The 25,944-nt window shown below is 37.7% G+C and carries 22 protein-coding genes and 1 other RNA gene; 18 read left to right on the top strand and 5 right to left on the bottom strand.

Annotation, left to right across the window (positions count from 1 at the left end):
• Positions 1-12: 12 nt before the first annotated feature.
• The gene (locus A5844_RS00890) at positions 13-525 is read left to right on the top strand and encodes an adenine phosphoribosyltransferase (protein ID WP_086283190.1); all 513 of its coding nucleotides are present in this window, start codon (positions 13-15) and stop codon (positions 523-525) included.
• 258 nt (positions 526-783) lie between these two features.
• Here A5844_RS00890 and A5844_RS00885 read toward each other — a convergent pair whose 3' ends face one another.
• A complete protein-coding gene (locus tag A5844_RS00885; RefSeq protein ID WP_086283189.1) occupies positions 784-1,002 on the bottom strand; it encodes a hypothetical protein in 219 nt (72 codons plus the stop codon).
• A 364-nt stretch (positions 1,003-1,366) separates the two neighbouring features.
• The gene (gene lexA, locus A5844_RS00880) at positions 1,367-1,990 is read right to left on the bottom strand and encodes a transcriptional repressor LexA (protein ID WP_161972792.1); all 624 of its coding nucleotides are present in this window, start codon (positions 1,988-1,990) and stop codon (positions 1,367-1,369) included.
• A 147-nt stretch (positions 1,991-2,137) separates the two neighbouring features.
• On the opposite strand from lexA, the gene A5844_RS00875 reads away from it, so the two are divergent.
• The 9 genes from A5844_RS00875 (at position 2,138) to nth (ending at position 12,560) form a co-directional block, all read left to right on the top strand.
• On the top strand, positions 2,138-2,389 hold the full coding sequence (locus tag A5844_RS00875; protein ID WP_086283187.1) for a DUF896 family protein: 252 nt from the start codon (positions 2,138-2,140) through the stop codon (positions 2,387-2,389).
• Between the two features lie 100 nt (positions 2,390-2,489).
• Positions 2,490-4,484: a transketolase gene (gene tkt / locus A5844_RS00870; protein WP_086283186.1), complete on the top strand. Its 1,995-nt coding sequence runs from the start codon at positions 2,490-2,492 to the stop codon at positions 4,482-4,484.
• A 270-nt stretch (positions 4,485-4,754) separates the two neighbouring features.
• Positions 4,755-5,627: a glucosaminidase domain-containing protein gene (locus tag A5844_RS00865; protein WP_086283185.1), complete on the top strand. Its 873-nt coding sequence runs from the start codon at positions 4,755-4,757 to the stop codon at positions 5,625-5,627.
• 276 nt (positions 5,628-5,903) lie between these two features.
• Positions 5,904-6,833 carry a cysteine synthase A gene (gene cysK, locus A5844_RS00860; protein ID WP_086283184.1) on the top strand — a complete coding sequence of 310 codons (930 nt, stop codon included), beginning with the start codon at positions 5,904-5,906 and terminating at the stop codon, positions 6,831-6,833.
• A 335-nt stretch (positions 6,834-7,168) separates the two neighbouring features.
• Positions 7,169-7,600 carry a Fur family transcriptional regulator gene (locus A5844_RS00855; protein ID WP_086283183.1) on the top strand — a complete coding sequence of 144 codons (432 nt, stop codon included), beginning with the start codon at positions 7,169-7,171 and terminating at the stop codon, positions 7,598-7,600.
• Between the two features lie 444 nt (positions 7,601-8,044).
• Positions 8,045-9,397, top strand: coding sequence for an NADH oxidase (locus tag A5844_RS00850; RefSeq protein WP_086283182.1), 1,353 nt, complete (start codon positions 8,045-8,047; stop codon positions 9,395-9,397).
• A gap of 472 nt (positions 9,398-9,869) precedes the next feature.
• Entirely contained in the window at positions 9,870-10,157 is a 288-nt protein-coding gene (locus tag A5844_RS00845; RefSeq protein ID WP_086283181.1) for a DUF5960 family protein, read from the top strand.
• 1,028 nt (positions 10,158-11,185) lie between these two features.
• Positions 11,186-11,890 carry a DnaD domain-containing protein gene (locus A5844_RS00840; RefSeq protein ID WP_086283180.1) on the top strand — a complete coding sequence of 235 codons (705 nt, stop codon included), beginning with the start codon at positions 11,186-11,188 and terminating at the stop codon, positions 11,888-11,890.
• A 1-nt stretch (position 11,891) separates the two neighbouring features.
• Positions 11,892-12,560, top strand: coding sequence for an endonuclease III (nth, locus tag A5844_RS00835; protein ID WP_086283179.1), 669 nt, complete (start codon positions 11,892-11,894; stop codon positions 12,558-12,560).
• A gap of 307 nt (positions 12,561-12,867) precedes the next feature.
• Here the strand turns inward: nth and A5844_RS00830 are convergent, their stop codons facing one another.
• Positions 12,868-14,814 carry a BglG family transcription antiterminator gene (locus A5844_RS00830; RefSeq protein ID WP_086283178.1) on the bottom strand — a complete coding sequence of 649 codons (1,947 nt, stop codon included), beginning with the start codon at positions 14,812-14,814 and terminating at the stop codon, positions 12,868-12,870.
• A 198-nt stretch (positions 14,815-15,012) separates the two neighbouring features.
• On the opposite strand from A5844_RS00830, the gene A5844_RS00825 reads away from it, so the two are divergent.
• Genes A5844_RS00825 through mngB form a run of 4 tightly spaced genes read left to right on the top strand, consistent with a single transcriptional unit; the run spans position 15,013 to position 19,623 of the window.
• The gene (locus A5844_RS00825) at positions 15,013-15,477 is read left to right on the top strand and encodes a PTS sugar transporter subunit IIA (protein ID WP_086283177.1); all 465 of its coding nucleotides are present in this window, start codon (positions 15,013-15,015) and stop codon (positions 15,475-15,477) included.
• Positions 15,474-15,797, top strand: a complete 324-nt coding sequence (locus tag A5844_RS00820) for a PTS fructose transporter subunit IIB (RefSeq protein ID WP_086283176.1) — start codon at positions 15,474-15,476, stop codon at positions 15,795-15,797. The genes A5844_RS00825 and A5844_RS00820 overlap by 4 nt, the downstream gene beginning before the upstream one ends.
• Positions 15,798-15,810: 13 nt before the next feature.
• Entirely contained in the window at positions 15,811-16,911 is a 1,101-nt protein-coding gene (locus A5844_RS00815; protein ID WP_086283175.1) for a PTS fructose transporter subunit IIC, read from the top strand.
• 30 nt (positions 16,912-16,941) lie between these two features.
• Entirely contained in the window at positions 16,942-19,623 is a 2,682-nt protein-coding gene (gene mngB / locus A5844_RS00810) for a mannosylglycerate hydrolase (RefSeq protein WP_086283174.1), read from the top strand.
• 236 nt (positions 19,624-19,859) lie between these two features.
• On the opposite strand, the gene A5844_RS00805 is transcribed toward mngB, so the two are convergent.
• Both A5844_RS00805 and recU read right to left on the bottom strand, forming a co-directional pair.
• A complete protein-coding gene (locus tag A5844_RS00805) occupies positions 19,860-22,253 on the bottom strand; it encodes a PBP1A family penicillin-binding protein (RefSeq protein ID WP_086283173.1) in 2,394 nt (797 codons plus the stop codon).
• Entirely contained in the window at positions 22,243-22,884 is a 642-nt protein-coding gene (gene recU, locus A5844_RS00800; RefSeq protein WP_086283172.1) for a Holliday junction resolvase RecU, read from the bottom strand. Before recU ends, A5844_RS00805 begins: the two co-directional genes overlap by 11 nt.
• A 63-nt stretch (positions 22,885-22,947) precedes the next feature.
• Between recU and A5844_RS00795 the strand changes: the two genes are divergently transcribed.
• The 4 genes from A5844_RS00795 to A5844_RS00780 all read left to right on the top strand — a co-directional run bounded on the left by A5844_RS00795 (position 22,948) and on the right by A5844_RS00780 (position 25,922).
• Positions 22,948-23,487, top strand: coding sequence for an SLOG family protein (locus A5844_RS00795; protein ID WP_086283171.1), 540 nt, complete (start codon positions 22,948-22,950; stop codon positions 23,485-23,487).
• A gap of 89 nt (positions 23,488-23,576) precedes the next feature.
• Positions 23,577-23,990 carry a cell division regulator GpsB gene (gene gpsB / locus A5844_RS00790; RefSeq protein WP_086283170.1) on the top strand — a complete coding sequence of 138 codons (414 nt, stop codon included), beginning with the start codon at positions 23,577-23,579 and terminating at the stop codon, positions 23,988-23,990.
• Positions 23,991-24,011: 21 nt separating this feature from the next.
• Positions 24,012-24,380: RNase P RNA component class B (gene rnpB, locus A5844_RS00785), an RNA gene on the top strand.
• A gap of 378 nt (positions 24,381-24,758) precedes the next feature.
• Entirely contained in the window at positions 24,759-25,922 is a 1,164-nt protein-coding gene (locus A5844_RS00780; protein ID WP_086283169.1) for a THUMP domain-containing class I SAM-dependent RNA methyltransferase, read from the top strand.
• Positions 25,923-25,944: the final 22 nt, after the last annotated feature.

Below are 25,944 nucleotides of genomic sequence, written 5' to 3'. Positions count from 1 at the left end.
GGAAACATAAAAGTGGATTTAAAAGATTATATTGCTAGTATCCCTGATTATCCATCGGAAGGAATCATTTTTCGGGATATTTCACCATTGATGGCAGATGGAGATGCGTATCGTGAGGCAACGAAACAGATTGTAAACTATGCAAAAGAAAAACGCATTGATATGGTAGTCGGACCAGAGGCACGTGGTTTTATCGTTGGTTGCCCAGTCGCTTATGAGCTAGGTGTAGGATTTGCACCTGTACGCAAAAAAGGGAAACTACCTCGTGAAACAATCGAAGTAACTTATGGACTTGAATACGGTACGGACACATTGACTCTTCATAAAGATGCGATTAAACCTGGTCAAAGAGTATTGATCTGTGATGATCTATTAGCAACAGGCGGGACAATCAAAGCAACGATCGAACTAATTGAAGAACTTGGTGGCGTAGTTGTTGGCTGTGCATTCTTGATCGAATTGATGGGTCTTAAAGGCCGTGACAAAATCAAAGGCTATGATATGATCACCTTGATGGAATATTAAAAATTATTCAGTAACGTGTTTTGATTGGAACAATAAGCTCTCTCATTTATATTCGTTTCTTATTATACGAAAAGAGAGGGCTTATTTTTTTGTTCCATTTTATGGATAACAATGAAAGCATGAATTAGCTTTTCATTGAAATAAGCCATTGCCTAATTTCAGTCAATTGGACAAGGCAAAGACAAAAAAGCAAACGAATAGATTTTCTATCGTTTGCTTTTATTTTTATCTCCTGATGTACGAACGGAAACCGTTCATTTATGAATGCCTGGAACTGTAATAAGATTCATGATAAAAAGTCTCTTCATGACTCCGCTGACGCTCCGATTGACGGTATTTTTTTTCATCCCACAACATGAACCATAATGTAAATAACGGAACAAAAACCAACAACGCTGGACGTATACCAAAATTACCAATAATAATACCTAAAAATAAAACCATTAATACTAAACCAAAACGTCTCATTGATTTCATGAATAGTCACCTCTTTATAGAATGCGAACAGTAGTTCGTATTTATAGTATACGAACTTTTGTTCGCTTTGTAAAGAGGAAATATTCGAAAATGAGAGATTAAAAAGAAAATATGTGAAGATGATCAATCGAAGTTAAATAGATTTAGAGAGGGATAGATAAGACAAATGAGGAGATTTTTGTTTTTTGTCCTGAAAAATAAGCTGAAGAATTCGAAAATAGTTTGCCTATTTTCGGATTCTTCGGCTTATTATTGAAAGAGCTGTTGTTCACCGAAGTTCTGCTGATGGAGTAACGTTTATTTAAGAGAAAGGATTAATTGACTAGCTCGTCTCCCAAAAAACGAATGCACTAATGTTCTTATTTTAATAAATGTGACTGCGGTACAGTCCAACGACACGACCTAAAATAGCTACCTGATCAAGAATGATCGGTTCTAATAAATCATTTTCTGGTTGTAGACGGAAATGGTCTTTTTCTTTGTAGAAACGTTTGCAAGTTGCTTCGTCTTCGTCAGTCATAGCAATAACGATATCCCCATTTTGTGCTGTTTCTTGTTTGCGTACAATTACGTTGTCTCCGTCTAATATCCCAGCATTGATCATACTTTCACCGCGGATCGTCAACATAAACAAACTTCCTTCTTCGGAAGAAAGATTTGGAGGCACCGGGAAAAAGTCAGAAGCTTCTTCGACTGCTAAAATCGGTTCACCCGCTGTTACTACACCTAATACAGGGATAGTAGAGGGTCTGATGCCGATTTTTGCTAATCCTTGTTGTGTCAACTCGATGGCACGTGGTTTTGTAGGGTCTCTTTGGATAAATCCTTTTTTTTCTAGTCTTGCAAGATGACCGTGGACAGTAGAGGTAGAAGAGAGTTGCACTGCTTCTCCAATTTCACGGACAGTTGGAGGATAGCCTTTTTGGTTTACTTGTTCATGAATATATCGTAAGACTTCGATTTGTCTTGTTTCAGTTTGTCGGGCCACAAGGTACACCTTCTTTCACTTGATAACTAGATAGTACCATACAAAATGTATGATTTCAAACAAATGTTCGCATGAAGTTCGTTGGATTTAGTTGTTTTTTTTCTCTTTTTTATATAATATGAAGTAGAAGCAAAAGGAGGGGTGGAAATGTTATCACCTGAGAAAATTGAACGCATCAATCAGTTAGCCCGCAAAAAGAAAGAAGAAGGACTGACACCAGCAGAAGAAAAAGAACAAGCACAATTGAGAGAAGCTTATTTAAGTGCCTTTCGTTCGGGAATGAGACACCACATCGAAGGAATGAAAGTTGTTGATCCAGACGGAAATGATGTGACACCTGAAAAACTGAAAGAAATCCAAAAGAAAAAAGGCTTACACAATCGAAAGGACAACTTTTAGTAAAAAATACTAAAAAACATTGCTTTTTCGAGTCGTATCTTATAAAATATGTAAGTGTAGAATATAGGTAAAAAAAACCTAAATTACTGGAGGGGTTAGATTGTTTGATAAAATAGACCAACTTGGAGTGAATACGATCCGTACGTTAAGTGTGGATGCAGTACAAAAAGCAAATTCAGGACACCCAGGATTACCAATGGGAGCAGCGCCTATGGCTTATGCACTATGGACAAAACACTTGAAAGTGAATCCAAAGACTTCAAAAAACTGGGCGGATCGTGATCGATTTGTACTTTCAGCAGGGCATGGTTCTGCTATGCTCTACAGTTTATTGCATCTAGCAGGCTATCAAGTGACGATTGATGACTTAAAACAATTTCGCCAATGGGAATCAAGAACGCCAGGACATCCTGAAGTACACCATACAGACGGTGTGGAAGCAACGACTGGACCACTAGGTCAAGGGATTGCAATGGCTGTTGGTATGGCAATGGCTGAAGCTCATCTAGCAGCTACTTATAATAAAGATGATTACAAAGTGATGGATCATTATACGTATGCGCTATGCGGTGATGGGGACCTAATGGAAGGTGTTTCTCAAGAAGCAAGCTCCATGGCAGGCCATATGAAACTTGGCAAACTAATCGTTTTATATGATTCAAATGATATCTCATTAGATGGCCCAACCTCAAAAGCATTTACTGAAAATGTAGGTGCCCGTTTTGAAGCTTATGGTTGGCAACATATCTTAGTTAAAGACGGCAACGACTTAGAAGCAATCTCAAAAGCAATTGAAGCAGCTAAGGCAGAAACTGAAAAACCAACGCTGATCGAAGTTAAAACTGTTATTGGATTTGGTGCACCTAACGAAGGTACTTCGGCTGTCCATGGCGCACCTCTTGGATTAGAAGGAATCAAAAAAGCGAAAGAAGTATATGGCTGGTCTTATCCTGAATTTACTGTACCAGAAGAAGTAGCGGAACGTTTCCGCCAAACAATGGTAGAAGAAGGAGAGAAAGCAGAAAATGCTTGGCGTGAAATGTTTGCCGAATATAAAGCTGCTTATCCTGAATTAGCACAACAATTCGAAGATGCCTTTGATGGCAAATTACCTGAAAACTGGGATGCTGAACTTCCTACTTATGAAGTTGGAGAAAGTCAGGCAAGTCGAGTTTCAAGTAAAGAAGTAATCCAAGAATTATCTAAAGCAATCCCAAGTTTTTGGGGTGGATCAGCTGACTTATCCGGTTCAAATAACACGATGGTCACAGCTGATAAAGACTTTACCCCTGAACATTACGAAGGTCGCAATATTTGGTTTGGTGTTCGTGAATTTGCCATGGCATCAGCCATGAATGGTATCCAATTGCATGGAGGAACACGTATTTACGGCGGAACTTTCTTCGTTTTCGTTGACTACTTGCGTCCAGCAGTCCGTTTAGCTGCGATCCAAAATACACCGGTCATTTATGTTCTAACCCATGATTCAGTAGCTGTTGGTGAAGATGGTCCGACTCATGAACCAGTGGAACAATTAGCTTCTGTAAGATGCATGCCTGATATCCATGTGATACGTCCAGCTGATGGAAACGAAACACGTGCAGCTTGGAAAGTGGCAATGGAATCGACAGAAACACCGACGATATTGGTATTAAGTCGTCAAAACTTACCAGTCCTACCATCAACGAAAGAAGTGGCTGATACTATGGTTCCAAAAGGTGCCTATGTACTTTCACCAGCAAAAGGGGAACAGCCTGAAGGGATTTTGATTGCTACTGGTGCGGAAGTTGATTTGGCGGTCAAAGCACAAAAAGTGTTGGCTGAAAATGGTAAAGATGTGTCTGTTGTATCGATGCCAAGTTTTGATTTGTTCGAAAATCAATCAGCAGAATATAAAGAAACAGTATTGCCAAAAGCAGTGAAGAAGCGTGTAGCGATTGAAGCAGCCACTTCATTTGGCTGGGAACGTTATGTAGGAACAGAAGGAAAAACAATTACAATTGATCATTTCGGTGCCTCTGCTCCAGGAGCTAAAATCCTTGAAGAATTTGGATTTACTGTAGACAACGTAGTGAATACGTATAACCAACTATAATCAATTTGTTATCTTTAGCGAAAGCAGGAGATCTTAGCAAGAGGTTTGCTAGATCTTCTGTTTTTTTGTAAAGGAAATGAAAAGTCAGAATATTTTATAAAATATGGATTGCGTAACTTTTTGTTTCTTTTTTATTACACTTAGATTACAAAAGGTAAAAGTTTGCGTATTAGTTTGAGTTTATATAAAATTAAACGTATAATTTAAATGATTAAGTTTAATTTAAGAAGTTTTTTTTTATTTAGTGTATTATTCTGAGGAGGAATTCGAATGCAAGAGCTGAAAACCCGTAGCGCACGACATCATAGGCCTAAACGGACCATGGTTCTCAACAAGAAAGCCATCGCTCCTTTAGTGGGAACAAGCCTATTAGTTGGGCCAATGATGGTTACAGCAGCACCACAACAAGTCCGTGCCGATGAACAAGGAACACAAACAAGTGCGGATCCTCAAGCTTTCATCAACCAAATCGGTTGGGCTGCTTCTGAAGTAGCCGCAAGTAATGATTTATATGCTTCTGTTATGATCGCTCAAGCATTACTTGAAAGTGCATATGGCACTTCAGGGTTATCTAGTGCGCCGTATTATAATTTATTCGGTGTAAAAGGCCATTCTAGTCAACAAGTCGTGTATATGAATACCCAAGAATATTTGAACGGCCAATGGGTGACACTGAATGAACCTTTTCGTCAGTATTCTTCTTATTGGGAATCTTTCCAAGATCATGCCAATGTTTTGCGATCTACTAGTTTTTCAACGGGAGATTATCATTATGCGGGTGTATGGAAAAGTAATACCACAAGTTTTTACGATGCGACATCTTACTTAACTGGGCGCTACGCAACTGATCCAAATTACGGATCAAAATTGAACACATTGATCAATACGTATAATCTCACACGTTTTGATACACCATCAACTGGGTCAACGACAACTACAACTACAAGTAGTAGTACGACAACAACAACGACTTCATCATCTACCACTACGACTACTAGCAGTCAAAGTTATACAGTCGTCTCTGGCGATACATTTTGGGATATTGCCCAAAAATTTGGGTTGTCAGTTGATGATTTAATGGCTAAAAATGGAATGTCCATGTCAAATTATTCTCTAGTAGTTGGTCAGGAATTGAACGTTTAAAGTATATCATTCATAATAAAATAAAAAGGGACAGAATCGGTAAACTCCGAGAAATAAGAAGGGATTCACGAAAATTACTTTTCAAATTTTTGTGAATTTCGGCTTATTATCGAAGAAAGTGCTTCTGATTTCGCCGATTATACGAATTTAGAGCGTGAAACAAGAGTAAAAAATACTTTTGTTCCACGCTCTTTCCTTTTTTAAAAGCGAAACATTCGCAGATGTCTTGATTTTGTATTAAGATTAAAGAGAGTTAAATCTTAAGGGGGAAGAAAAATGACACACATTTATCATTCAATTACAGAGTTGATTGGCAAAACACCGATCGTTAAATTAAATAAATTAGTACCACAAGATGCCGCAGAAGTCTTTGTGAAACTAGAATTTTTTAATCCTGGAGGTAGTGTGAAAGATCGCATTGCACTGAGTATGATCGAAAAAGCTGAGCATGATGGGGTATTGAATCCTGGGGACACGATTATAGAACCTACATCAGGGAATACAGGGATCGGACTGGCGATGGTTGGTGTGGCAAAAGGGTATAAGGTAAAAATCGTTATGCCTGAAACCATGAGTATCGAACGTCGCTTGTTGATGAAAGGATACGGGGCAGAATTGATTTTAACGCCTGGAACAGAAGGCATTAGCGGTTCAATCAAAGAAGCCAAACGTTTAGCTGAAGAAAATGGCTACTTCTTACCATTGCAATTTGAAAATCCAGCAAACCCAATGATTCATGAAAAGACAACAGGCCCAGAAATCAAAGATGCTTTCGGAGTCAATGGGTTAGATGCATTTGTTGCGGGGATCGGCACAGGTGGGACTATCACTGGTGTAGGACATGAGCTAAAACGGATTTATCCAGGGATCAAAATCGTCGGAGTCGAGCCCGCTGAATCAGCGGTCTTAGAAGGAAAAGAACCAGGAACACATAAAATCCAAGGGATCGGGACTGGCTTTGTGCCTGATACGCTAGATACTCAAGTGTACGATCAAGTATTGTCTGTAACGAGTGATGAAGCCATGCAGACAGCAAGAGCAATGGGATATGAAGAAGGGATCCTCGTTGGCATCTCAGGTGGAGCCGCCGTGGCAGCAGCGATTCGCTTAGCCAAAGAATTAGGCCCTGATAAAAAGGTGCTAACTGTCATTCCTGATAACGGTGAACGTTATTTATCTACGCCGTTATATCAAGAAACAGAATGAAAATAATTGTAGATTGATCAAAATAAGAAATACATGAAAAGCCAACCACTTGATAGTAAGATGAGGTTGGCTTTTTTGTACCAAAAAAAGATAGGAAGCGGAAGTGATCAACAGAACAAAGGTGGATATTTGGAGATCGCTTTTGCAAATTTATTAGACTTAAGGTTAAGACTTGACTATTTATACAATATTTGTTTATTTTTAGAAAAACGAATCTTTTAATTCTATAGTAATGGAGCTTTCAAAAATTCTTTCAGATTTCTTTTTAATTGAGTAGATTTTAAAAAATAAACATAGTATGATAAGACAAGAAGAATAAGGTGGGGTTTATTTATATGGAAAATAGGAAAGTGGAAGAAGCAATTGAACGTTTAAAAAAAGAAAATATTCGAATTACACCTCAACGTTATGCGGTATTAGAATATTTGATTGAAAACCGTTCACATCCAACCGCTGATGAAATTTATCGCGCATTAGAACATCGTTTTCCCAATATGAGTGTTGCGACCGTGTATAACAATCTCAGATTATTTACCAGTATTGGTTTTGTTCAAGAGATGAAATATGGAGATGCTTCAAGTCGCTTTGACTTTAGTTCACAACGTCATTATCATGTGATCTGTGAGAATTGCGGAAAGATCGTTGACTTTCATTATCCTGGTCTAGAAGACATCGAAATGGCTGCGGGGCGTTTGACTGACTTTGAGATCCACGAACATCGATTAGAACTCTATGGATTGTGTCCGAATTGTAAAGAAAGTAATTGATTTAACTCTTGATGTGTTTAAGAGAAGTTTCTGTCACTATCAGTATATTCAAGGTGTAGTTAAAAATAAATAATGCAAGTCTATAAACAAGCTGAATCATTCTGGAACTAGTTTTTCTTAATCCAGAATGATTCGGCTCTTTTTTTGTCGAAACTGGTTTACAATAGATTTCGGATGAAAAGGGGATGGAAAGGAGCGCTAAGAGATAAAATCAGAAGAAGTGATGAGATATATTTCCAACTTTTTTCTTTTATTCACAAGCAGTTCACCTATAGTTATTACATTCACAATAAAAAGCCTGTAAATAAAGTACTTTTAAAAATAAAAGCGCATAAAACAACAAGTTGGCTCTTGTGAATTCACAAGCATTAAACTATTGGATACGTTTTATTTTTGGTATAGTAAGGAATGTCAAAGGACAAATCGTTTATCGGAGGGACACACATGAAAGTAGTAGTAATTGGTTGTACTCATGCAGGAACAGCAGCTGTAAAAAGCATTCTTAAAAATAACCCAGAAGCGCAAGTGACTGTATATGAACGTAATGATAATGTTTCATTTTTATCTTGTGGAATTGCATTATATGTCGGTGGCGTAGTAAAAGATCCAGCTGGCTTATTTTACTCTAACCCTGAAGAACTTGCTTCATTAGGAGCAACAGTGAAAATGGAACATGACGTAACAGATGTAGACACAGAAAACAAAAAAGTTACCGCAAAAGATTTGAAGACTGGTGAAACTGAAACGGTCGAGTATGACAAATTAGTCATGACAACAGGTTCTTGGCCAATCATTCCACCAATCAAAGGAATCGAATCTGAAAATGTTCTTTTATGTAAAAACTATAATCAGGCAAATGAAATCATTGAAAAAGCCAAAGACGCAAATAAAGTAGTGATCGTCGGCGGAGGTTACATCGGGATCGAATTAGTAGAAGCGTTTGTTGAATCGGGTAAACAAGTTACATTGATCGATGGCTTAGATCGTATTTTAAACAAATACTTGGATCAACCGTTTACTGATGTACTAGAAAAAGAATTAGTTGATCGTGGGGTTACCTTAGCACTTGGTGAAAACGTGACTGAATTCGTTGCTGATGAAAATGGTAAAGTAAAACAAGTAACGACACCGAGTGAATCATTTGACGCTGATATGGTGATCTTATGTGTAGGGTTTAGACCAAATACGACATTGATCCAAGGAAAAGTAGATACTTTACCAAATGGTGCGATCAAAGTGAATGAATATATGCAAACAAGCGATCCAGACATTTTTGCAGCTGGAGATTCTACGGTTGTTCATTACAATCCAAGTGGTACCCAAAACTATATTCCTTTAGCTACAAATGCGGTTCGTCAAGGTTTATTAGTAGGAAACAATTTGACAGAAAACAAAATGGCTTATCGAGGAACACAAGGTACTTCAGGTCTTTACTTATTTGGTTGGACGATTGGCTCAACTGGCGTAACAAAAGAAAGTGCGCCAATGAACAACTTAGATGTTCAAGCGACTTTATTTGAAGATAACTATCGCCCAGAATTCATGCCAACAACAGAAAAAGTTATGATGGAATTGGTATATGAAAAAGGAACCAATCGTATTGTTGGTGCGCAGTTCATGTCTAAATATGATATTACACAATCTGCAAACACGATGTCATTAGCTATCCAAAACAAAATGACTGTAGAAGACTTAGCCTTATCTGACTTCTTCTTCCAACCGCATTTTGACCGTCCTTGGAACTACTTGAACCTTCTTGCTCAAGCAGCTTTAGGCGAAATGGAAACAAAACAATAATAAACAAACGACTGTAAATAGCCCGTTAAGCTCGGAGGGTGAAGTCAGGACTTGAGAAAATCTATCTTACTTTCTTAAAGTCCTGACTGTTTTTGTGTTTGCTTTTTGAGGTTCAAAGGGCATCAGTCTGATTATCATTTTCTATGCTTGTGAAAAAAAGGCTATCTTTGAGTAATAAGACAGAAATTGAGCAAGCCTTATTACATCCATTTAGAGTTAGATGGGATAACAAAAAGAAAAGTGATTCTACTTACTTATTTGGATTCAAGTGGTGGGAAATCTTTTCCCGACCTCTACTTTTCTTTAACCATTTAGTTATTCCAACTTGAGGACATATTTCCTGATGGATACCTTTTATTTTCCAGATAGTTGCAATTAGTTGTCAGAGAATGATTTTTTTGCCAAAATGAAGGAATGGCAGGATCTCTTGTTTGAGAAGAAATAGCAGCCTGTATCTATGAGGAGGATTAAAATGGAAAAAGAATATTTTGTACAACAAGACGCTTTCTTAGAAGATTATCAAGAAGTAGCTGTATCGGAAACAGTCGATATTGATCAGTTAGCTGATCAAGTCATCAACCAATTAAATGAAACGCAAGCAGACGAGTTTGTGCTAGCCGCGGAAGATGCAAAAGATGGTACAAGCCATCGCTTTCCTTTCAGCCGTCGAATTTATACGGATGAAAATGATGGTACATTGAATACAGAGTACACATATGAAGGTCAACCATATGTGCTAAGAACAGAAGAAGAGGAATAAGGGAATTTGCATTGACCGTTTAGGTGAACTAAGAAAGCCGTCTGGTGATTTATATTGTCTTATAACAGACAAGTAATATGGCTTTTTGTCAATGATAGTGGTGAAGCGAAACCACACAATACTTGAGGAACAGAAAGAGAAATCTTTTTTCTGTTCTTTTTTTATTTTTGAGTCGTCCTTTTTCATCATGATTTCCTCTATGTAGTTTAAGCATACGCAACCTTCAAATAACGAATCTATGAGTATTTTATCCCTTTGCTAGTCTAGATGATTTTGAATCTAAAGAGAGTATCCGACACATTTTCTCATGGTTGCTCATTTTTTAGGATTAGATTCAAATGATTCTCTAGTTGAAAAAACACTATAGCGGTTAGTCAACAATGAACATTTTTAGAGAAGACTCAATTATTAGAAAAAGAATTTTATTGTCCTGTTAGGGATTTCTTTTTTGTAAAATCAATTTTGATGTGATGAGAAGAGCATGGGACAAAAGTATTATTTACTCTTGTTTCATGCTCTAAATACGTATAAACGACGGAATCAGAAGCAACTCCCTCGACAATAAGAAGAAATTCACAAAAATGTAAAAAGCAATTTTCGCGAATTTCTTCTTATTTCTCGGAGTTAACCACTTCTGTCCCAGCCTCTATTCTTTTTAGGAAACAATCAATTGTTTGTAAATATAATTACAATAATGGCTGTCTAGCTCATTTGTAAAAAGGAATTAAATTAATCAATGGTATAAATATTCTGCTGATTAAAAAGGTGTTATTCACGACGATTGTTCTGCTTACGATTATTTTTTATTTATACGATAGTTGTTAAGGACAGCTCGATATGAGAAAGCATGAATCGTATGATAAAACCAAGAATTGTAAGTAAAATTTTTTCAGTTCGAATATTTATTTATTCCGAAAAGTTGAAAAGTGAATCATAAACTCAATATATTTACAATTTAATAATCAAATGATCCTACCTTGCTTACTCTACTATTTTTACGTATACTAAAATCAAAGCGGGGGAAAAGAATGTTGAATTTAGAAAATTATTTAAAAGCAGGGCAAACGATTATATCTAATCTTTTGCTGAAAAACTATCATCACATTGGACTCGAATCTGAAGAGTTTTTATTTATTTTACAGCTTCATATGGCACAATCACAAGGAGATTCCTTTCCTGATCTGAATATGATTGCCCAAAATATGGGGGTGAAGCAAGAAGATGTATTCCAAATTTTGAACCGTCTAGTCAGTGGTCAGTTTATTACGATAGAAACGACGGTGATAGATGGCCGAAAAGTGGATCGCTATGATCTAACACCGGTTTATGATTATCTGGATAAACTAATGAGTAAACAAGCACAAAATAAAGCGGAACAAATACAAGAGAAAGTGACTCAATCTGTCTATCAGTTATTTGAGCAAGAATTTGGTCGTCCGCTTTCTTCGATCGAGTTTCAGCGTATTGGTCAATGGTTGGAAGAAGATCATTATCATCCTGAAATACTAAAATTAGCCTTGCGAGAAGCAGTTTTAAATCAAGCTTATAGTTTTAATTACATTGATCGTATTTTGTTGTCATGGGAACGGAAGAATCTGAAAACCAAGCAACAAGTGGAAGAGGAACAAAAACGCAGAAAGCAACAACTACTTCAAAAAGAAATAGATCAACCAGAAGAACAAGAGGAACTTCCAAAAGTTTCTTTGAAAAATTGGTTGGAAGAATGGGAGTAATATGTTAAGTAAACAACGAACGATGGAAGCCATTGAAAAAATGTATGAGATGTTTCCTGAAGCACATGGGGAACTTCAACATAAAAATCCATATGAATTATTGATTGCGGTCATCTTAAGCGCACAAGCTACGGATGTTTCAGTTAACAAAGCCACACCAGCTTTATTTGCAGCTTTCCCAACACCTCAAGACTTAGCAAATGCTTCAGTAGAAGAAATCATTTCTAAGATTAAAACTATCGGATTATATCGGAATAAAACGAAGAACATTAAAGCATGTGCTCAACAATTACTTGATCGTTTTGACGGACAAGTACCTCGTACAAGAGAAGAACTTGTTTCCCTTCCCGGGGTAGGTAGAAAGACAGCCAATGTCGTGCTTGGAGATGCCTTTGGGATTCCGGCGATTGCTGTAGATACCCATGTGGAAAGAGTTAGTAAGCGATTAAGAATTTGTAAGTTAGATGCATCTGTCCTAGAAGTAGAACAGACCTTGATGAAAAAGGTACCGGAAGAACTGTGGGTCAAAACACATCATACCTTGATTTTCTTTGGCCGGTATCATTGTACAGCTAGAAGTCCTCGTTGTGAGGTCTGTCCATTATTGACGATGTGTCAAGAAGGAAAGAATCGGATGAAGAATCCAACAACGAAGGTCCTCAAAAAATAAAGACGTCTTTTTTCGAAAGTACTTTCTTTACTAAAAGTATCCATCTTTTTGAACTTTCAATAAATAAGCCTAAGAATCTGAAAAATAGTTTGTCTATTTTTGATTCTTAGGCTTATTTGTTTGGCTTATCAATGAATGAATTGCTGCTAGTTCTCTAGGTGATCGTAGCGAGAAAAGTATGATAAGTTGAATAGAAAATAACCTTTCATGACATATTTTTCATTATCATGATTTTAGTTTATTGATGTATTATGTTCATTTTAAAGATGAGAAACCAAGTCTATTCGCGGATTTTTATGCATTTATTTTATATGCTCAATCCTTTCATCACTCTAAGGAAGTTCGTAAATGATGGATTTTTAATCAGACAATTTTGGCTTTCGCTATCATCTAAAAAAGATAGGAGCAAGTCATAGACTGTTTCAGTTTCTTCATAATCTTTTTTACGAATGGCGAATAGGAACACAAATTGGATTTTTTCGGTATCATTCCAATATACGCCTTCTGGGATGATACCAATTGAAATTACTGTTTTCTTTGAAATCAATGCCATTGGATGAGGAATGGCAATGGAGGAACTAATATTCGTTGTTTCGATTTTTTCTCGTTCCAAGACACTGGCCAGATAGTCAGTGCCCACGTGGTTTGTTTCAACAAGCTTATCAGTCATCATCTTTAAAACGTGGTCTTTAGTTACAGAGCCATCAAAACGATGGAAATGGGCAGCTGAAAACAGTTTGTTTAAGTAATTATCTGAAAGCTGATCTTTTGAAAAATAACGGTTTAGCTCATTCAAATCCCGATCTAAATTATTGATCTCGATGATTTGTGTAGGGATAGCCAATTCAGTCAGCGGTACTGTAGAAATAATGAGATCAATATCTTTTGGCACATTTTTTGTTAGTTCAAGACAAGAATAGTTCCCAATAATCGTCATGAAATCACCATATTTTTTTTCTAACTTCAACGAAATCAGCTTACTCATGGTCATTCCACTTCCGCAAACAACTGCCACCCTCATTTTCACAAGAGAAGACGGTTCATTTCGCTCAATAGCACCTGCTAAATGCAAAGCAATGTAGCCGATTTCATTTTCGGAAAAATAAAATCCATATTTTTTTCCGATCATTTCTAAATTGATCAGACTTAAATCATAAGCTAACGGGAAAGAGTTCTTTATTGTTTCTAACAATGGATTCCCTCGGTTGTTGTTGTATAGTTCAAGTCCTATGAAAGCTTCGATATGGGCAATCAGATCTTTTTTCAACGTTCCATCTGTGGTCCAATTATATGCAGTAGACTTTTGAATATTATAAAGTAGATCATATACGATTTCTCGAGCCGTTTTTTGTGTAGCAAGGGAATTTTCATTAGTATCTGCGAGTCTTGGAAAGTTTGTTAAAAGATGGAAATAAAGATATTCTTTTTCTGATTCAGAAAATATAACGGCAAATTCTTTTTCCAACTGTTCCAACAGTTGATCAAATGCTAGTTTCACTCTTTCTTTTATTTTTGGAACTTTCACAGGTACAGACTTCAGTGTATGATTTTGCTTGATTCGCGTAATCGTTAAGGCCAAACTAGACAGTAGATTTTTATGATAATAGTCCGATTCGAATAACTCTAAGATCTGAAGTTCCTCTATCTCCATTTTCTGTAGTTTTTCCAAATCGATTATTTGAAACAATTGATATTCCATTTCAGAAAAGTTTAAAATATAATTTTCCAAATCCTTGCGTATCAGCAAATCCATAATGGCTTGTCTTTTGTTGAATTCCATTCCCAATAACTCAAACCCGATGTTTGGACGGTTATAAATTTTTAAATGGAAAGGTTCGAATAATTCTTTGACTGTTTTTAGATAAGAATAGAATGTGTTCTTGCTAATAAATAAAGTGTCTAATAAATGTTCCAAGGAGAAAGGCTTTGATTGGGTCAATAGTAAATAAACTAAATAATCTTGACGATTTTCCATAGTTACCAAAGAAGAAGCGGAAATTCTTTTTTCATTTTGCCACCATTCGAGGAAGCAATGCTTATCTGAGTATACAAGCTGATAACCTTTTCCTCTATGTAGTTTCACAGTTGCGTGCCTTTGACTGATCGTTTCGTTGATAGACAAAATATCGTTACGGATCGTTCGGTCGGATACTTGTAATTGCTGAACGAACTGTTTTAAAGGAACAGGATGATGAGGGTGCAACAAGAGATACTCAACGATATCATCAAGTCTTTGGTAAGCTAAATTTGGCATAACATCAGTCTCCTTTCATCATCCCTTATTCTAAGCTATAAGGTTTCATCCAGTCAAAACAGATTTTTTCCAAAAGAAAAGGAAACGCTTTAGTAAAGAAAAAGTGTTCTTGGTTTCCAAATGTTTTGGAAAATGAAAGGGTTTACTTAGGTTTGGTGAAAGTTTATGATGCAAGTGTAGTTGAAAGGAGGTTGACTCATGGAATTTACATTAGACAATATTTTATTAAATTGTCACGCAAAAGAAAAAAAAGAATTACTTTCTATTATTGCTGACCATGCTGAGCGAATTGGTGTATCAACAGATTCTAGAGCGCTGTTCACTGATTTTATCGCTCGTGAAGAAGAAGGGATGACAGGTCTTCAAGATGGTTTTGCGATTCCTCATGCAAAGTCGTCTGCAGTTAACCAAGTCACAGTGTTCTATGTTCGAAATGAATCCGTACTTTTTGATTGGGAAACATTCGATGAACAAGGAGTAAAGCACATATTTGCTTTATTGGTACCAATAGCAGAACAAGGAACCAAGCATATAGAAATGCTAAGCAAACTTGCGACCGCACTGATGGAAGATCATTTCAAACAAAAGGTTTCAAATAGCATGAATGAACAAGAATTAGCAGATGTTATCGAACAAGCAATGAATGGAGTGGAAGTAGAATGAAAATCGTAGGAATCTCAGCTTGTCCCGCAGGATTAGCTCATACACCAATTGCCGCAAAGGCCTTAGAAAAAGCGGGTAAATCATTAGGATATGAGGTGAAAATCGAGCAACAAGGAGCACTGGGACAAGTCAATAAAATCTCCCAAGCAGAAGCAGAAACAGCAGATTTTGTTTTACTAGCAACAGATCAAAAAGTCATGGGTTTAGAACGTTTTGAGGGTAAGCCACAAATACGTGTCAATATCAATACATGTATCAAAGCACCTGAGGCAGTATTGAAAAAATGTGTACAGGCAGTGGAACAACAAAATAAAAATTAAGTGGGGGATCGTAATGAAAAGGGAATTATCAAAAGTGAAAGGACATTTAATGAGTGGGATCAGTTTTGTGTTACCACTAATTATTGGGGCATCATTAGTCGTTGCCATTCCAAAAATGATTGGTCTAGGTATGGGGTTGACAAGTTTAGATCCATACGCAGATGCAGAGGGTTTCAGACATTCTTTATATTTGATCGAACAGGTTGGTTGGACCGGTATCGGATTAATCAATACTGTATTAGCAGGGTTCATTGCTTACTCAATTGGAGACAAAGCAGCATTGGGTGCAGGTTTTATCGGTGGGGCGGTAGCCACTAGCACCAACGCCGGTTTCTTAGGCGCTGTGATTGCCGGATTTTTAGCAGGTTATATGGTGAAATGGGCAAAAAATCATATTCATTTGCCGGAATCATTTTCTGGCGTGATGCCATTGGTTGTCTTACCTCTGATTGCAACGTTATCAGTAGCTATCGTAATGGGTGCATTACTTGCCGGGCCGCTTTCATGGATCAATACTAGTTTGGTTGAATGGATCAAAAATATGATCGAAAACGATGTGAACAAACTATTATTGGCAGTGATCATGGGCGCGATGATTGGCTCTGATTTAGGTGGTCCTATCAATAAAGCGGCATGGATGGCTGGAAATGTTTTATTAACCGAACAAATTTATTTGCCAGCAATTATTGTTAATGTTGCCATCTGTGCGGTTCCTTTAGGCTATGCACTAGCCACAGTTTTCCATAAAAAGCGCTTCAATCCAGAGCTATTAGACGCAGGTCGGAATAATTTTATTATGGGCTTTATCGGTATTACAGAAGGAGCGATCCCATTTACTTTAGTGAATCCATTGAAATTAGTTCCTATCAATATGATTGGAGGCGCACTTGCTTCTGGATTTGGCATAATATTTGGAATGTATGAAAAAATGCCACCAGTTGGAGGAATCTACGGATTTTTCACTGTTGGAAATGGTTGGGCTTATTTACTTGGTCTGTTCTTAGGAGCGGCGTTCATTGGGTTTATTGCACCAATCGTTGTCAATTTTAGTAAAGATGAAACAGACTCATCGGTAGAAGAAGAGATTGATATCGAGATTCAATTTGAAAACTAGTCACAATAATCTATGATTGGAATGAATGAAATGAAAAAAACAGTTCACGTTGTCCCACATACTCACTGGGATCGGGAATGGTATTTTACGACAAGTCGTTCAAAAGTTTATTTGATGCATGATTTAAAGCGAGTGATCGAATTGCTAGAAACAAAACCAGGGTATGATCATTTCGTGTTAGATGGTCAAGCATCGTTGTTGGATGATTATTTACAATGGCGTCCACAAGATCGAGACCGTATCAAATCGTTAGTTCAAGCGGGTAAGCTGATTATTGGACCTTGGTATACCCAAACGGATCAATTAGTCATCTCTGGCGAAAGCATCGTACGAAATTTGCTATATGGGACACGTATATGTAAAGAATTTGGGAAATATATGAATGTGGGATATGTTCCAGATTCTTTTGGGCAAGCTGCTAGTATGCCGCAAATCTATCAGGAATTTGGTATGGAAGATACGATGTTTTGGCGTGGGGTCAGCGATGATGACATCGAACACACAGAATATCAATGGCAAGGAGAAGATGGATCAGTCGTAAATGTGTATCAAATTCCCAGTGGTTACTATATTGGTGGAGCAATCCCTGAAGGCGAAGAGGCCTTAAGATCATTTCTACAAGAAGAACCTTTCAAGACCACATGGGGCAGAAGCACAACAAATCAAGTCTATTTTCCGAATGGTTTTGACCAAGCCCCAGCACGTGAAAATCTGCCAGAGTTGATTGAGCGTATGAATGAAGAATATGAGGATGAGTTTGTTTTGCAAATCTCAACTATTGAAAATTATATTCACTCTGTCAAAGAACGTCATCCTGAGTTAGAAAAGATCAGTGGAGAATTGATCAATGGAAAATTGATGCGTATCCATAAAACTATCTTTTCTTCTCGTTCAGATCTGAAGAAATTAAATACACAAATCCAATTTTATCTAGTGAATATCATGGAACCTACTTTGGTTATGGCAGAAGCTTTGGGGTTTGAATATCCAGTGGAAACAGTTTGTGAAATCTGGAAATTAATGTTTGAAAATGCTGCTCATGATTCCATCGGTTCATGTGTATCGGATACAACGAATGAAGATGTATACATGCGCTATAAACAAGCACGAGATATTTCAGAGAATCTAGTGGAACTGACCTTACGACAAATCTCGACTCATATCCAAAACGATCAAGCGAAACAGATTACCTTCACGCTATTTAATCCAATGGATGTGACACGTAGGGAAGTAATTGAGACAGAAGTCTATGTGACACAAGAAAAATTTGCCATCTACGATGAAAAAGGCCGTGAAATCAATTATACATTGTTAGATCTAGTCGATCAGACGGCTTATATCTTAAATCAGGGCAATATCTTAGATCCTAGTAAAAAAATGTACGTACCTGAACAAGTATTCAAAGCAAAAATCGCGATTCATTCAAATGAAATTCCTAGCTTTGGCTACACGCAATATACCATTGATTTGTCTGGTGATACTTATAAATCATTAGCAGAAGTAGCTGATCGTTCTTTAGAAAATGACTATTATCAGATTGATATTGAAAATGATGGAAGTTTGACTATTTTGGACAAGCAAACCAACTATCGTTATCAAAATCAAGCCATCTTGGAAGAAAATGGGGACGACGGTGATTCTTTCAATTATTCCCCACCTGAAGTGGATATGGTGATTCGTTCAACTGATTATTTTAAAGGAGCACACGTTGAAAAATCGGAGATCCTCCAAAAAGCAACGCTGTCTTTTGAATTAGAAGTACCGAAAACATTAGAAGAGCGGAAGCAAGGAATCACTTCCGTAATTTTACCCGTCGCTATGACCATTAGATTGAAAGCAAATCATCCAGTAATTGATTTCACGATTGACGTAGATAATCGTCGGGTGGATAGTCATCGTTTATGTATCTTATTTGATTCAGCCATCCAATCCAAAACTTCTATTGCCGATCACCAATTTGGTTTGATCGAACGTCCAGTCGTTTTTGAAGAAGAGATGAAACGATGGCAAGAAAATCAAGAAAATTGGAATGAAATGCCAATTGCTATTGAGACTTGTCAAAGTTTTGTGACATTGACCAATGGGGAGCGTGGCGTAGCAGTCATGCCTAAAGCGGTTCGAGAATATGAGATTATTGGGGGAGAATATTCAATCATTCGTATGACAATTTTTAGAACATATGGATTTATGGGGAAAGAAAATCTAATGTATCGTCCAGGGAGAGCATCTGGCGAAACGGTGATCGAGACACCTGCGGCACAGTGTCATAAGCAGATGACTTTTGATTTGTCTGTTTATTATTACCAAGGAGACGTTAATAAGGGGAATGTCTCGAATGTGACAAGAGCGGTAAATACACCGATTCAAGTGTATGAATTGGCAGAATTTTTAAATACACGGCTACGCTTTACTTTATCAGATGTTCCAAAGAACTTGCCAATAAGTTTTAGTTTGTTGGAAACAACTGGAACATTGTCCTTTAGTCTCGCCAAACATGCAGAAGAACGTCCTGGGATGATTTTCCGCTTCTACAATGGTGGAAAAGGAAAACAATTATCTGAAAGCATCCATTTTAAAAAATCAATCAAAATGGCAGAGTTAGTGGATTTGCAAGAGCAGACAAAAGAAACTTTAGTAGTAGCAGATAACCACTTAGTGATCCCTGCTATTGGGCATTCCAAATTCGTTACGATTTATGTCGAGTTTGAATAAGGGTCTCTTGAACCGATAAATGAATAGATAAAAGTAGGACTGAAACAAAATGAGCAGTCACCAAGATCTAACTCAATAGTTAGAGGTTACTGTATGGATAATATTCATTGCTCCTCTTTCCAAAATTTGGTAAATAAGAGGATGGAAATACTTTTGTCAAAAAAACCGGAGAACCACGAAAATAGGGAAACTGTTTTCGTGGTTCTCCGGTTCGTTTTTCTAAATTTGAGCAGTGACTATTGGCTATTCGATTGCGATCCAGTATTCGCAGAGGAAGTACCATTGTTTCGATTGTCCGCCGGACTGGCCTCCTCAGAGGAGGTCGGTGTGGAGGATGATGGAGTAGAACTTTCCGCAATCGAAGATGAAGCCGGTGGTTCAGAAGAAGGCTCACTACTTGGTGTACTTGAAGGCTCTGTACTTGGCGTTGTCGACTCTTCTGAACTTGGTTGAGACGATGAACTAGTTGTTGAAGTTGACTCAGGGATTGACTCACTGGTTGAGGATTCAGGAACTGTGCTTTCTGGAACATCGACAACACTAGAAGAAGGAATCGTTGTCGATGGGACAGTCGTCGTTGTGTTATTTGAAGCTTTTTGATTTTTAAAGTACAGTTCTGTTCCTGAGCGAACTAACCCACTTGGCATCGTCCAGTCGGAATTTGTAACATTTTGTGAAACGTATTGCATAAGCTCTCGATAAACATCAGAAGCAACATGGGTGGCGTCTGATGTGACAGGGGTCATCTTATCGTTGTAGCCGGTCCAAACGGAAATGGCATAGTTTGGCGTATAACCGGCAAAAAGAATATCAGGGTAAACACCAGTCGTTGTTCCTAGTTTGGCATATTCATCATCTGTGTAATTCGATGTTCCTGTTTTTCCTGCTTGGATCAAACCAGGAATCAATGCATTTGTCCCAGTTCCTCGAGTGATCGTATCCTTCAAGATATCAGTGACCATGTAAGCTGTCTCTGGTGACATTGCTTTTTGACCATCTGGTTCATAGGTTTCTTCGGTTCCATCTTGAAACACAATCTTATTCACATATTGTGGTTTGTAATAAGTTCCACCATTTGCCAAAGCAGCATAAGCTGCAGCCATTTTCTCAGAAGAAGCACCATACTTAGTTCCATCTTGTTTTTCGGTATTACTTGAAATGGCATTGGATTGATGGATCGTGCTGTATTCAATCCCTAATTTTCCTAAGAAAGAGGCAACCTGATCAGCACCGACTTCATTGAATAATTTTACAGCTGGCACGTTTCGTGATAGGTACAATGCTTGACGCAAAGTAATCATCCCCATGAAACGATTATCCCAGTTCCCAACTGGGATAGAGGTTCCTTCATAATCATATGGTGCATCAGCAATCATCTTACCAGTGGAATAATTTAAATACTCAAATGCAGGGCCATAATCAGTGATCGGTTTCATGGTTGAACCGAAATCACGGGAAGTATTCACTGCTAGGTTATTTCCGAGAGTGACATCATCTGGGACATTTCTCCCACCAATCTGTGCTTTGACTTGACCAGTATTCACATCTATCAAAGTTGTTGCTACTTGTAGTTGATCATCTGGATAGTTGATGTATTGATCGGTATTCACAATGTCATAAAGTTGTTTTTGGGTATTCAAATCAAGATTCGTATAAATGTCAAGGCCATCTGTGTAAACATTTTTATCTGTTTTAGATTGGACTTCATTGATCACTTCTTTGACGTAATTATCTACGATCTTGGTATTCGTTGAATCTTGTTTGATTTCTTGTAAACCTTCAGTGATCGGCGTGTTGATGCTTTGATCGTAATCGGCTTGTGAGATTTTTTCATTTTGTAACATCGTGTATAAGACGGTATCGCGGCGTTTTTTTGCTTGTTCCGGAAATTGATATGGATCATAGGATGAAGGTGCTTGTGGCATCCCGGCTAAAAGGGCTGTTTGTGGAAGTGAAAGATCTGCTAGTTTTTTCCCATAGTAGGTTTCTGCTGCAGTTTCCATTCCATATAGACCATTGGACATATAGACCTTATTCACGTAATAAGTCAAAATTTCTTGTTTAGATTTTTTCTGTTCGAGTCTGACTGCCATCCAAGCTTCTTGGGCTTTACGCTTGAGCGTTTGATCTTCCGCACTCGTTGAGAAAAAGGAAAGCTTGATCAATTGTTGAGTCAACGTACTACCACCTTGCAAACCACCGGAAGTGAAATTCGATAAAGCAGCACCGATGATCCGAACTGGATCGACTCCGATATGTTTATAGAAGCGGCGATCTTCGACGGAAACAATCGCATCTTCTAGTGTCTTAGGCAACTCATTGGCAGAAATCTTTTCTCTTTTTTCTGCACCTAGATCTTCAAAAAGTTCACCGTCTTGGGTGTAAAGTTTTGAAGATACTGTGGCATCCAAGCTTTCATCTGTTAGTTTAGGGGCATCTTTGGCATAGAACCAAAAAAGTCCGACACCTGCGAGAAAAGCCACACAGATGAACGAGAGGAGGATCAGTAAGATTCTTGTGATCAGCCCTTTATTTCTAACTCCTGTTCCTTTTTTAGATGAAGTTCCTTTCTTTTTTGCAGAAGAAGAGGAAGTCTTTCGTCTGGAAGTTCTGGTTTGTTTATTTGCCATTCTGTGGTTCTCCTTCATTTGATTGTAAGTGTTGGTCAATAGCAATTAAGTAAGGGATACGAGGCGCATACCCTGTTTTGATCTCGATTCCTAATTCTTCGATCAACGAAAGTGGCAAGGATTTTCGCCCTTGTTCTTTTTGAGTATGCCAATAATTTACTAAATGAGAGCTGTCAAGGTAAAAACAGCGCTTCAGCGTAGAAAACCATAATAGAACAAAGCAGATTCCGCCTTGTTGAAGACATGCTTCCATATGTGCGATTTGATGAGCATGGAAATTTTTAAAAGGAAACGATGTTTTGTTTTTAGTTTCTTTTGCTTCAAAGTCCAAATAGAAACCTCGATATACACCATTGTAGTCTGTAGTAGAAGCTTGCGAGAAGTAAGCTTCTTTGATAACAGCGGCGCTACGTCGAGGATAGTCAACTTTAACGATTTGAACTGGTGTTGGCTTTTTGTGGATGACAGCCAATTGATGCGCAAGATAATACTCATTGCTTTCATTGATAGCTTCTTCAAACCGCATCCCACGGTTGCCGAACTCAGTTGTTTGTTTACTTTTTACTTGTTTTTTTTCGTTAGGCGAGGCATCCTTGATATAAGGACGGCCATTTGGATAGCGCAAAACCATGATTAATCACTCTCCTAGGCCACATTATAGCAAAAAAGCACAAAGAAAGAAAAGGAAACTGGAATGGATATAGTAAAAGTGATGTATGTTTCTGGATATCGTAGTTTTGAATTAGGGATTTTCAAAGAAAATGACCCGAAAATAACAGTTGTTAAAAAAGTTTTAAAAAATGAATTGAGTCAATTTTGCGAAGAAGGATTGGAGTGGGTGATCATTAGCGGAAACCTAGGAGTGGAACAATGGGCAGGAGAAGTAACCGCTGAATTGAAAGGGGATTACCCAGAATTACAGTTAGGAATCATTTACCCATTTGCTGATTTTGGCAGTGGTTGGAATGAAGGGAACAAAGAGAAGAAAAGCTTGATAGAGCAACTTGCTGATTACGTGGAGTCAGTCAGTCATCAACCGTATCAATCACCTGCACAATTGAAAAATCATACAAATTTTATCTTACAGCATACCAACGGTTCGCTACTGATCTATGATCCAGAATTTCCAGGAAAAGCTGATTATTTTTTACGAGATGCACAAAAATTTCAGCAAACCCATCCTTATGAAATTCGATCGATCAGTATGGATGATCTGCAAAATTTTAGCGAATAACTAATATAGTGTTTGATTTATCAACATTTTTCCGATACAATGAAAAAAGTAGAAACGTTATTACGTAAATGAGAACTAGAGGTGTAAATATGGCGAATTTGATTTATAGTCCTAAAGACATTTTACAACAAGAATTTAAAACAAAGATGCGTGGTTATGATCCCGTAGAAGTGGACGAATTCTTAGACAATATTATTAAAGATTACGAAACATACAGCAAACAACTCCTTGCTTTACAAGAAGAAAATGATAAGTTGAGTGCGAAAGTAGCACAGTTATCTAAAACACAAGGAGCCGCTCCAACACGTACGCAACAAGCAGAAACACCAAAAAGTGCAGCAGTGACGAATTTCGATATTTTGAAACGTTTGTCAAATCTTGAACGAGAAGTATTTGGTAAAAAATTGGATCAACAAGCAAGTCCTACAGCAACATCAAATCCAAATCCAAATAACTATACAACGACAAGTGAAGATGATAATGAGGCAACACGTCAATTTTAATCAATAAATAAAATTTTTGTGGTTTTCGGGTAATCGCGGTCTGGCTTGATCAGGCTGAGGAAAGTCCATGCTCGCACAGGCTGTGATGCCTGTAGTGTTCGTGCTTAGCGAAAAAATAAGCTAAGGTACTCTTTTAGAGTAACGGCAGGAAAACAAGCTAAGACTTCGGTTATGCTTAAGTATCCTTGAAAGTGCCACAGTGACGAAGCGAATAGGGAAACTTATTCGGTGGAACGCGGTAAACCCCTCGAGCGAGCAACCCAAACAACGGTAGGGGCGCTTTTTGTCAGGAAACAGAACGAGACAAAAAGGCAGTTTAACTGCAGATAGATGGTTACCGCTTTGTTTTTTCTCCCTGGAAAAACAAAGTACAGAACATGGCTTACAGAAAACCACATAAACAGGGGAATAAATCAAGTAGAACATTTTTTCTAAAAGACCGACTGTTAATAAAACTTATACGGTTTGAGGAAAGTTAAAAAAGGTTGGCATCTGATGTCCAGCTTTTCTTAAAATAAGCTGGTGAATCCGAAAATAGCATTTCCTATTTTGGGATTTCCCAGCTTATTTAAGAAATACATTTGAAAAATGAATGAACTGAAAGTTGGCCAAAACGATGGAACATCTATAAGCCTGATTTGTGAAAGAGTTTTTTACACGACGAGGCTAACTCGTTAAATATTGGCTTTTAAACGATATTTGAGTTGAAGAAGATGGGGGATGACATATGTCACAGTCCCTCTTTTTTTCATTAATAAGGAGAAAACAATGGACAAAAACAGAGAATTTAATTTGATTGCCACCGCAGCAAGCGGACTTGAGGCATTAGTAGGAAAAGAATTAAGAGATTTAGGAATCGAATGTCAAGTGGAAAATGGGCGTGCGCGCTTTAAGGGAACCATGGAAACGATCGCTACAGCGAATCTATGGTTACGAACGGCTGATCGAATCAAAATTATTGTAGGTGAATTCGATGCAAGAACATTTGATGAATTGTTTGAACAAGTCAAAGCTTTGCCTTGGGAAGATTATCTTCCGTTAGATGCTGAATTTCCTGTAGCTGGAAAATCAATCAAGTCAACTCTTTACAGCACACCTGATTGTCAAGCAATTACAAAAAAAGCAATTGTTGAACGTTTGAGAACCTATTATCATCGCCCAGCCTCTGTCCCTTTGACAGAAACAGGCGCGCACTTCCAATTAGAAGTCGCTTTACTAAAAGATCATGTGTTAGTCACACTAGATACGACTGGTCCAAGTTTGTTCAAACGGGGATATCGTTTAGAAAAAGGTGGGGCACCGCTAAAAGAAAATATGGCTGCTGCTTTAGTGATGCTGACAAATTGGCGGAAAGATCGGCCATTTTATGATCCAGTTTGTGGATCAGGAACGTTATGTATTGAAGCCGCTTTGATCGGTCACAATATTGCACCAGGATTCAATCGTGAATTTGTTTGTGAAACTTGGGACTGGTTTGACCAAACAGTGATGGAATCTGTTCGCAATGCAGCGGATGAGAAAGCTGATTATGATATTAAACTTGACATTACCGGTGCAGATATCAACGGTCAAATGATCGATATTGCCAGAAAAAACGCAGAAGAAATCGGATTAAGTGATTCGATCACCTTCAAACAACAAGCAGTCAAAGATTTCAAAACAGAAAAAGAGTATGGTGTCATTGTAGCCAATCCGCCTTACGGAGAACGTCTTGGGGAAGAAGAATCTGTCAGAAGATTATACAAAGAAATGGGCCAGGTATTTCGACCTTTGAAGACTTGGAGCAAGTATATTCTAACAAGTGATTTAGCTTTTGAAGAATTTTATGGACAAAAAGCAACTAAAAAACGCAAATTATATAACGGAGCTTTACGAACGGATCTATTTCAATATTGGGGCACCCGCCCGCCAAGAAAAGCAAAAGAAGAATAAGTTGTTTGAAATAAGTGGAAGG

The organism is Candidatus Enterococcus wittei, assembly GCF_002140175.1.
GTDB lineage: Bacteria > Bacillota > Bacilli > Lactobacillales > Enterococcaceae > Enterococcus_B > Enterococcus_B wittei.
The sequence above is the reverse complement of the archived record's forward strand: the minus strand, read 5'-3'. Positions and strand labels throughout refer to the sequence as shown.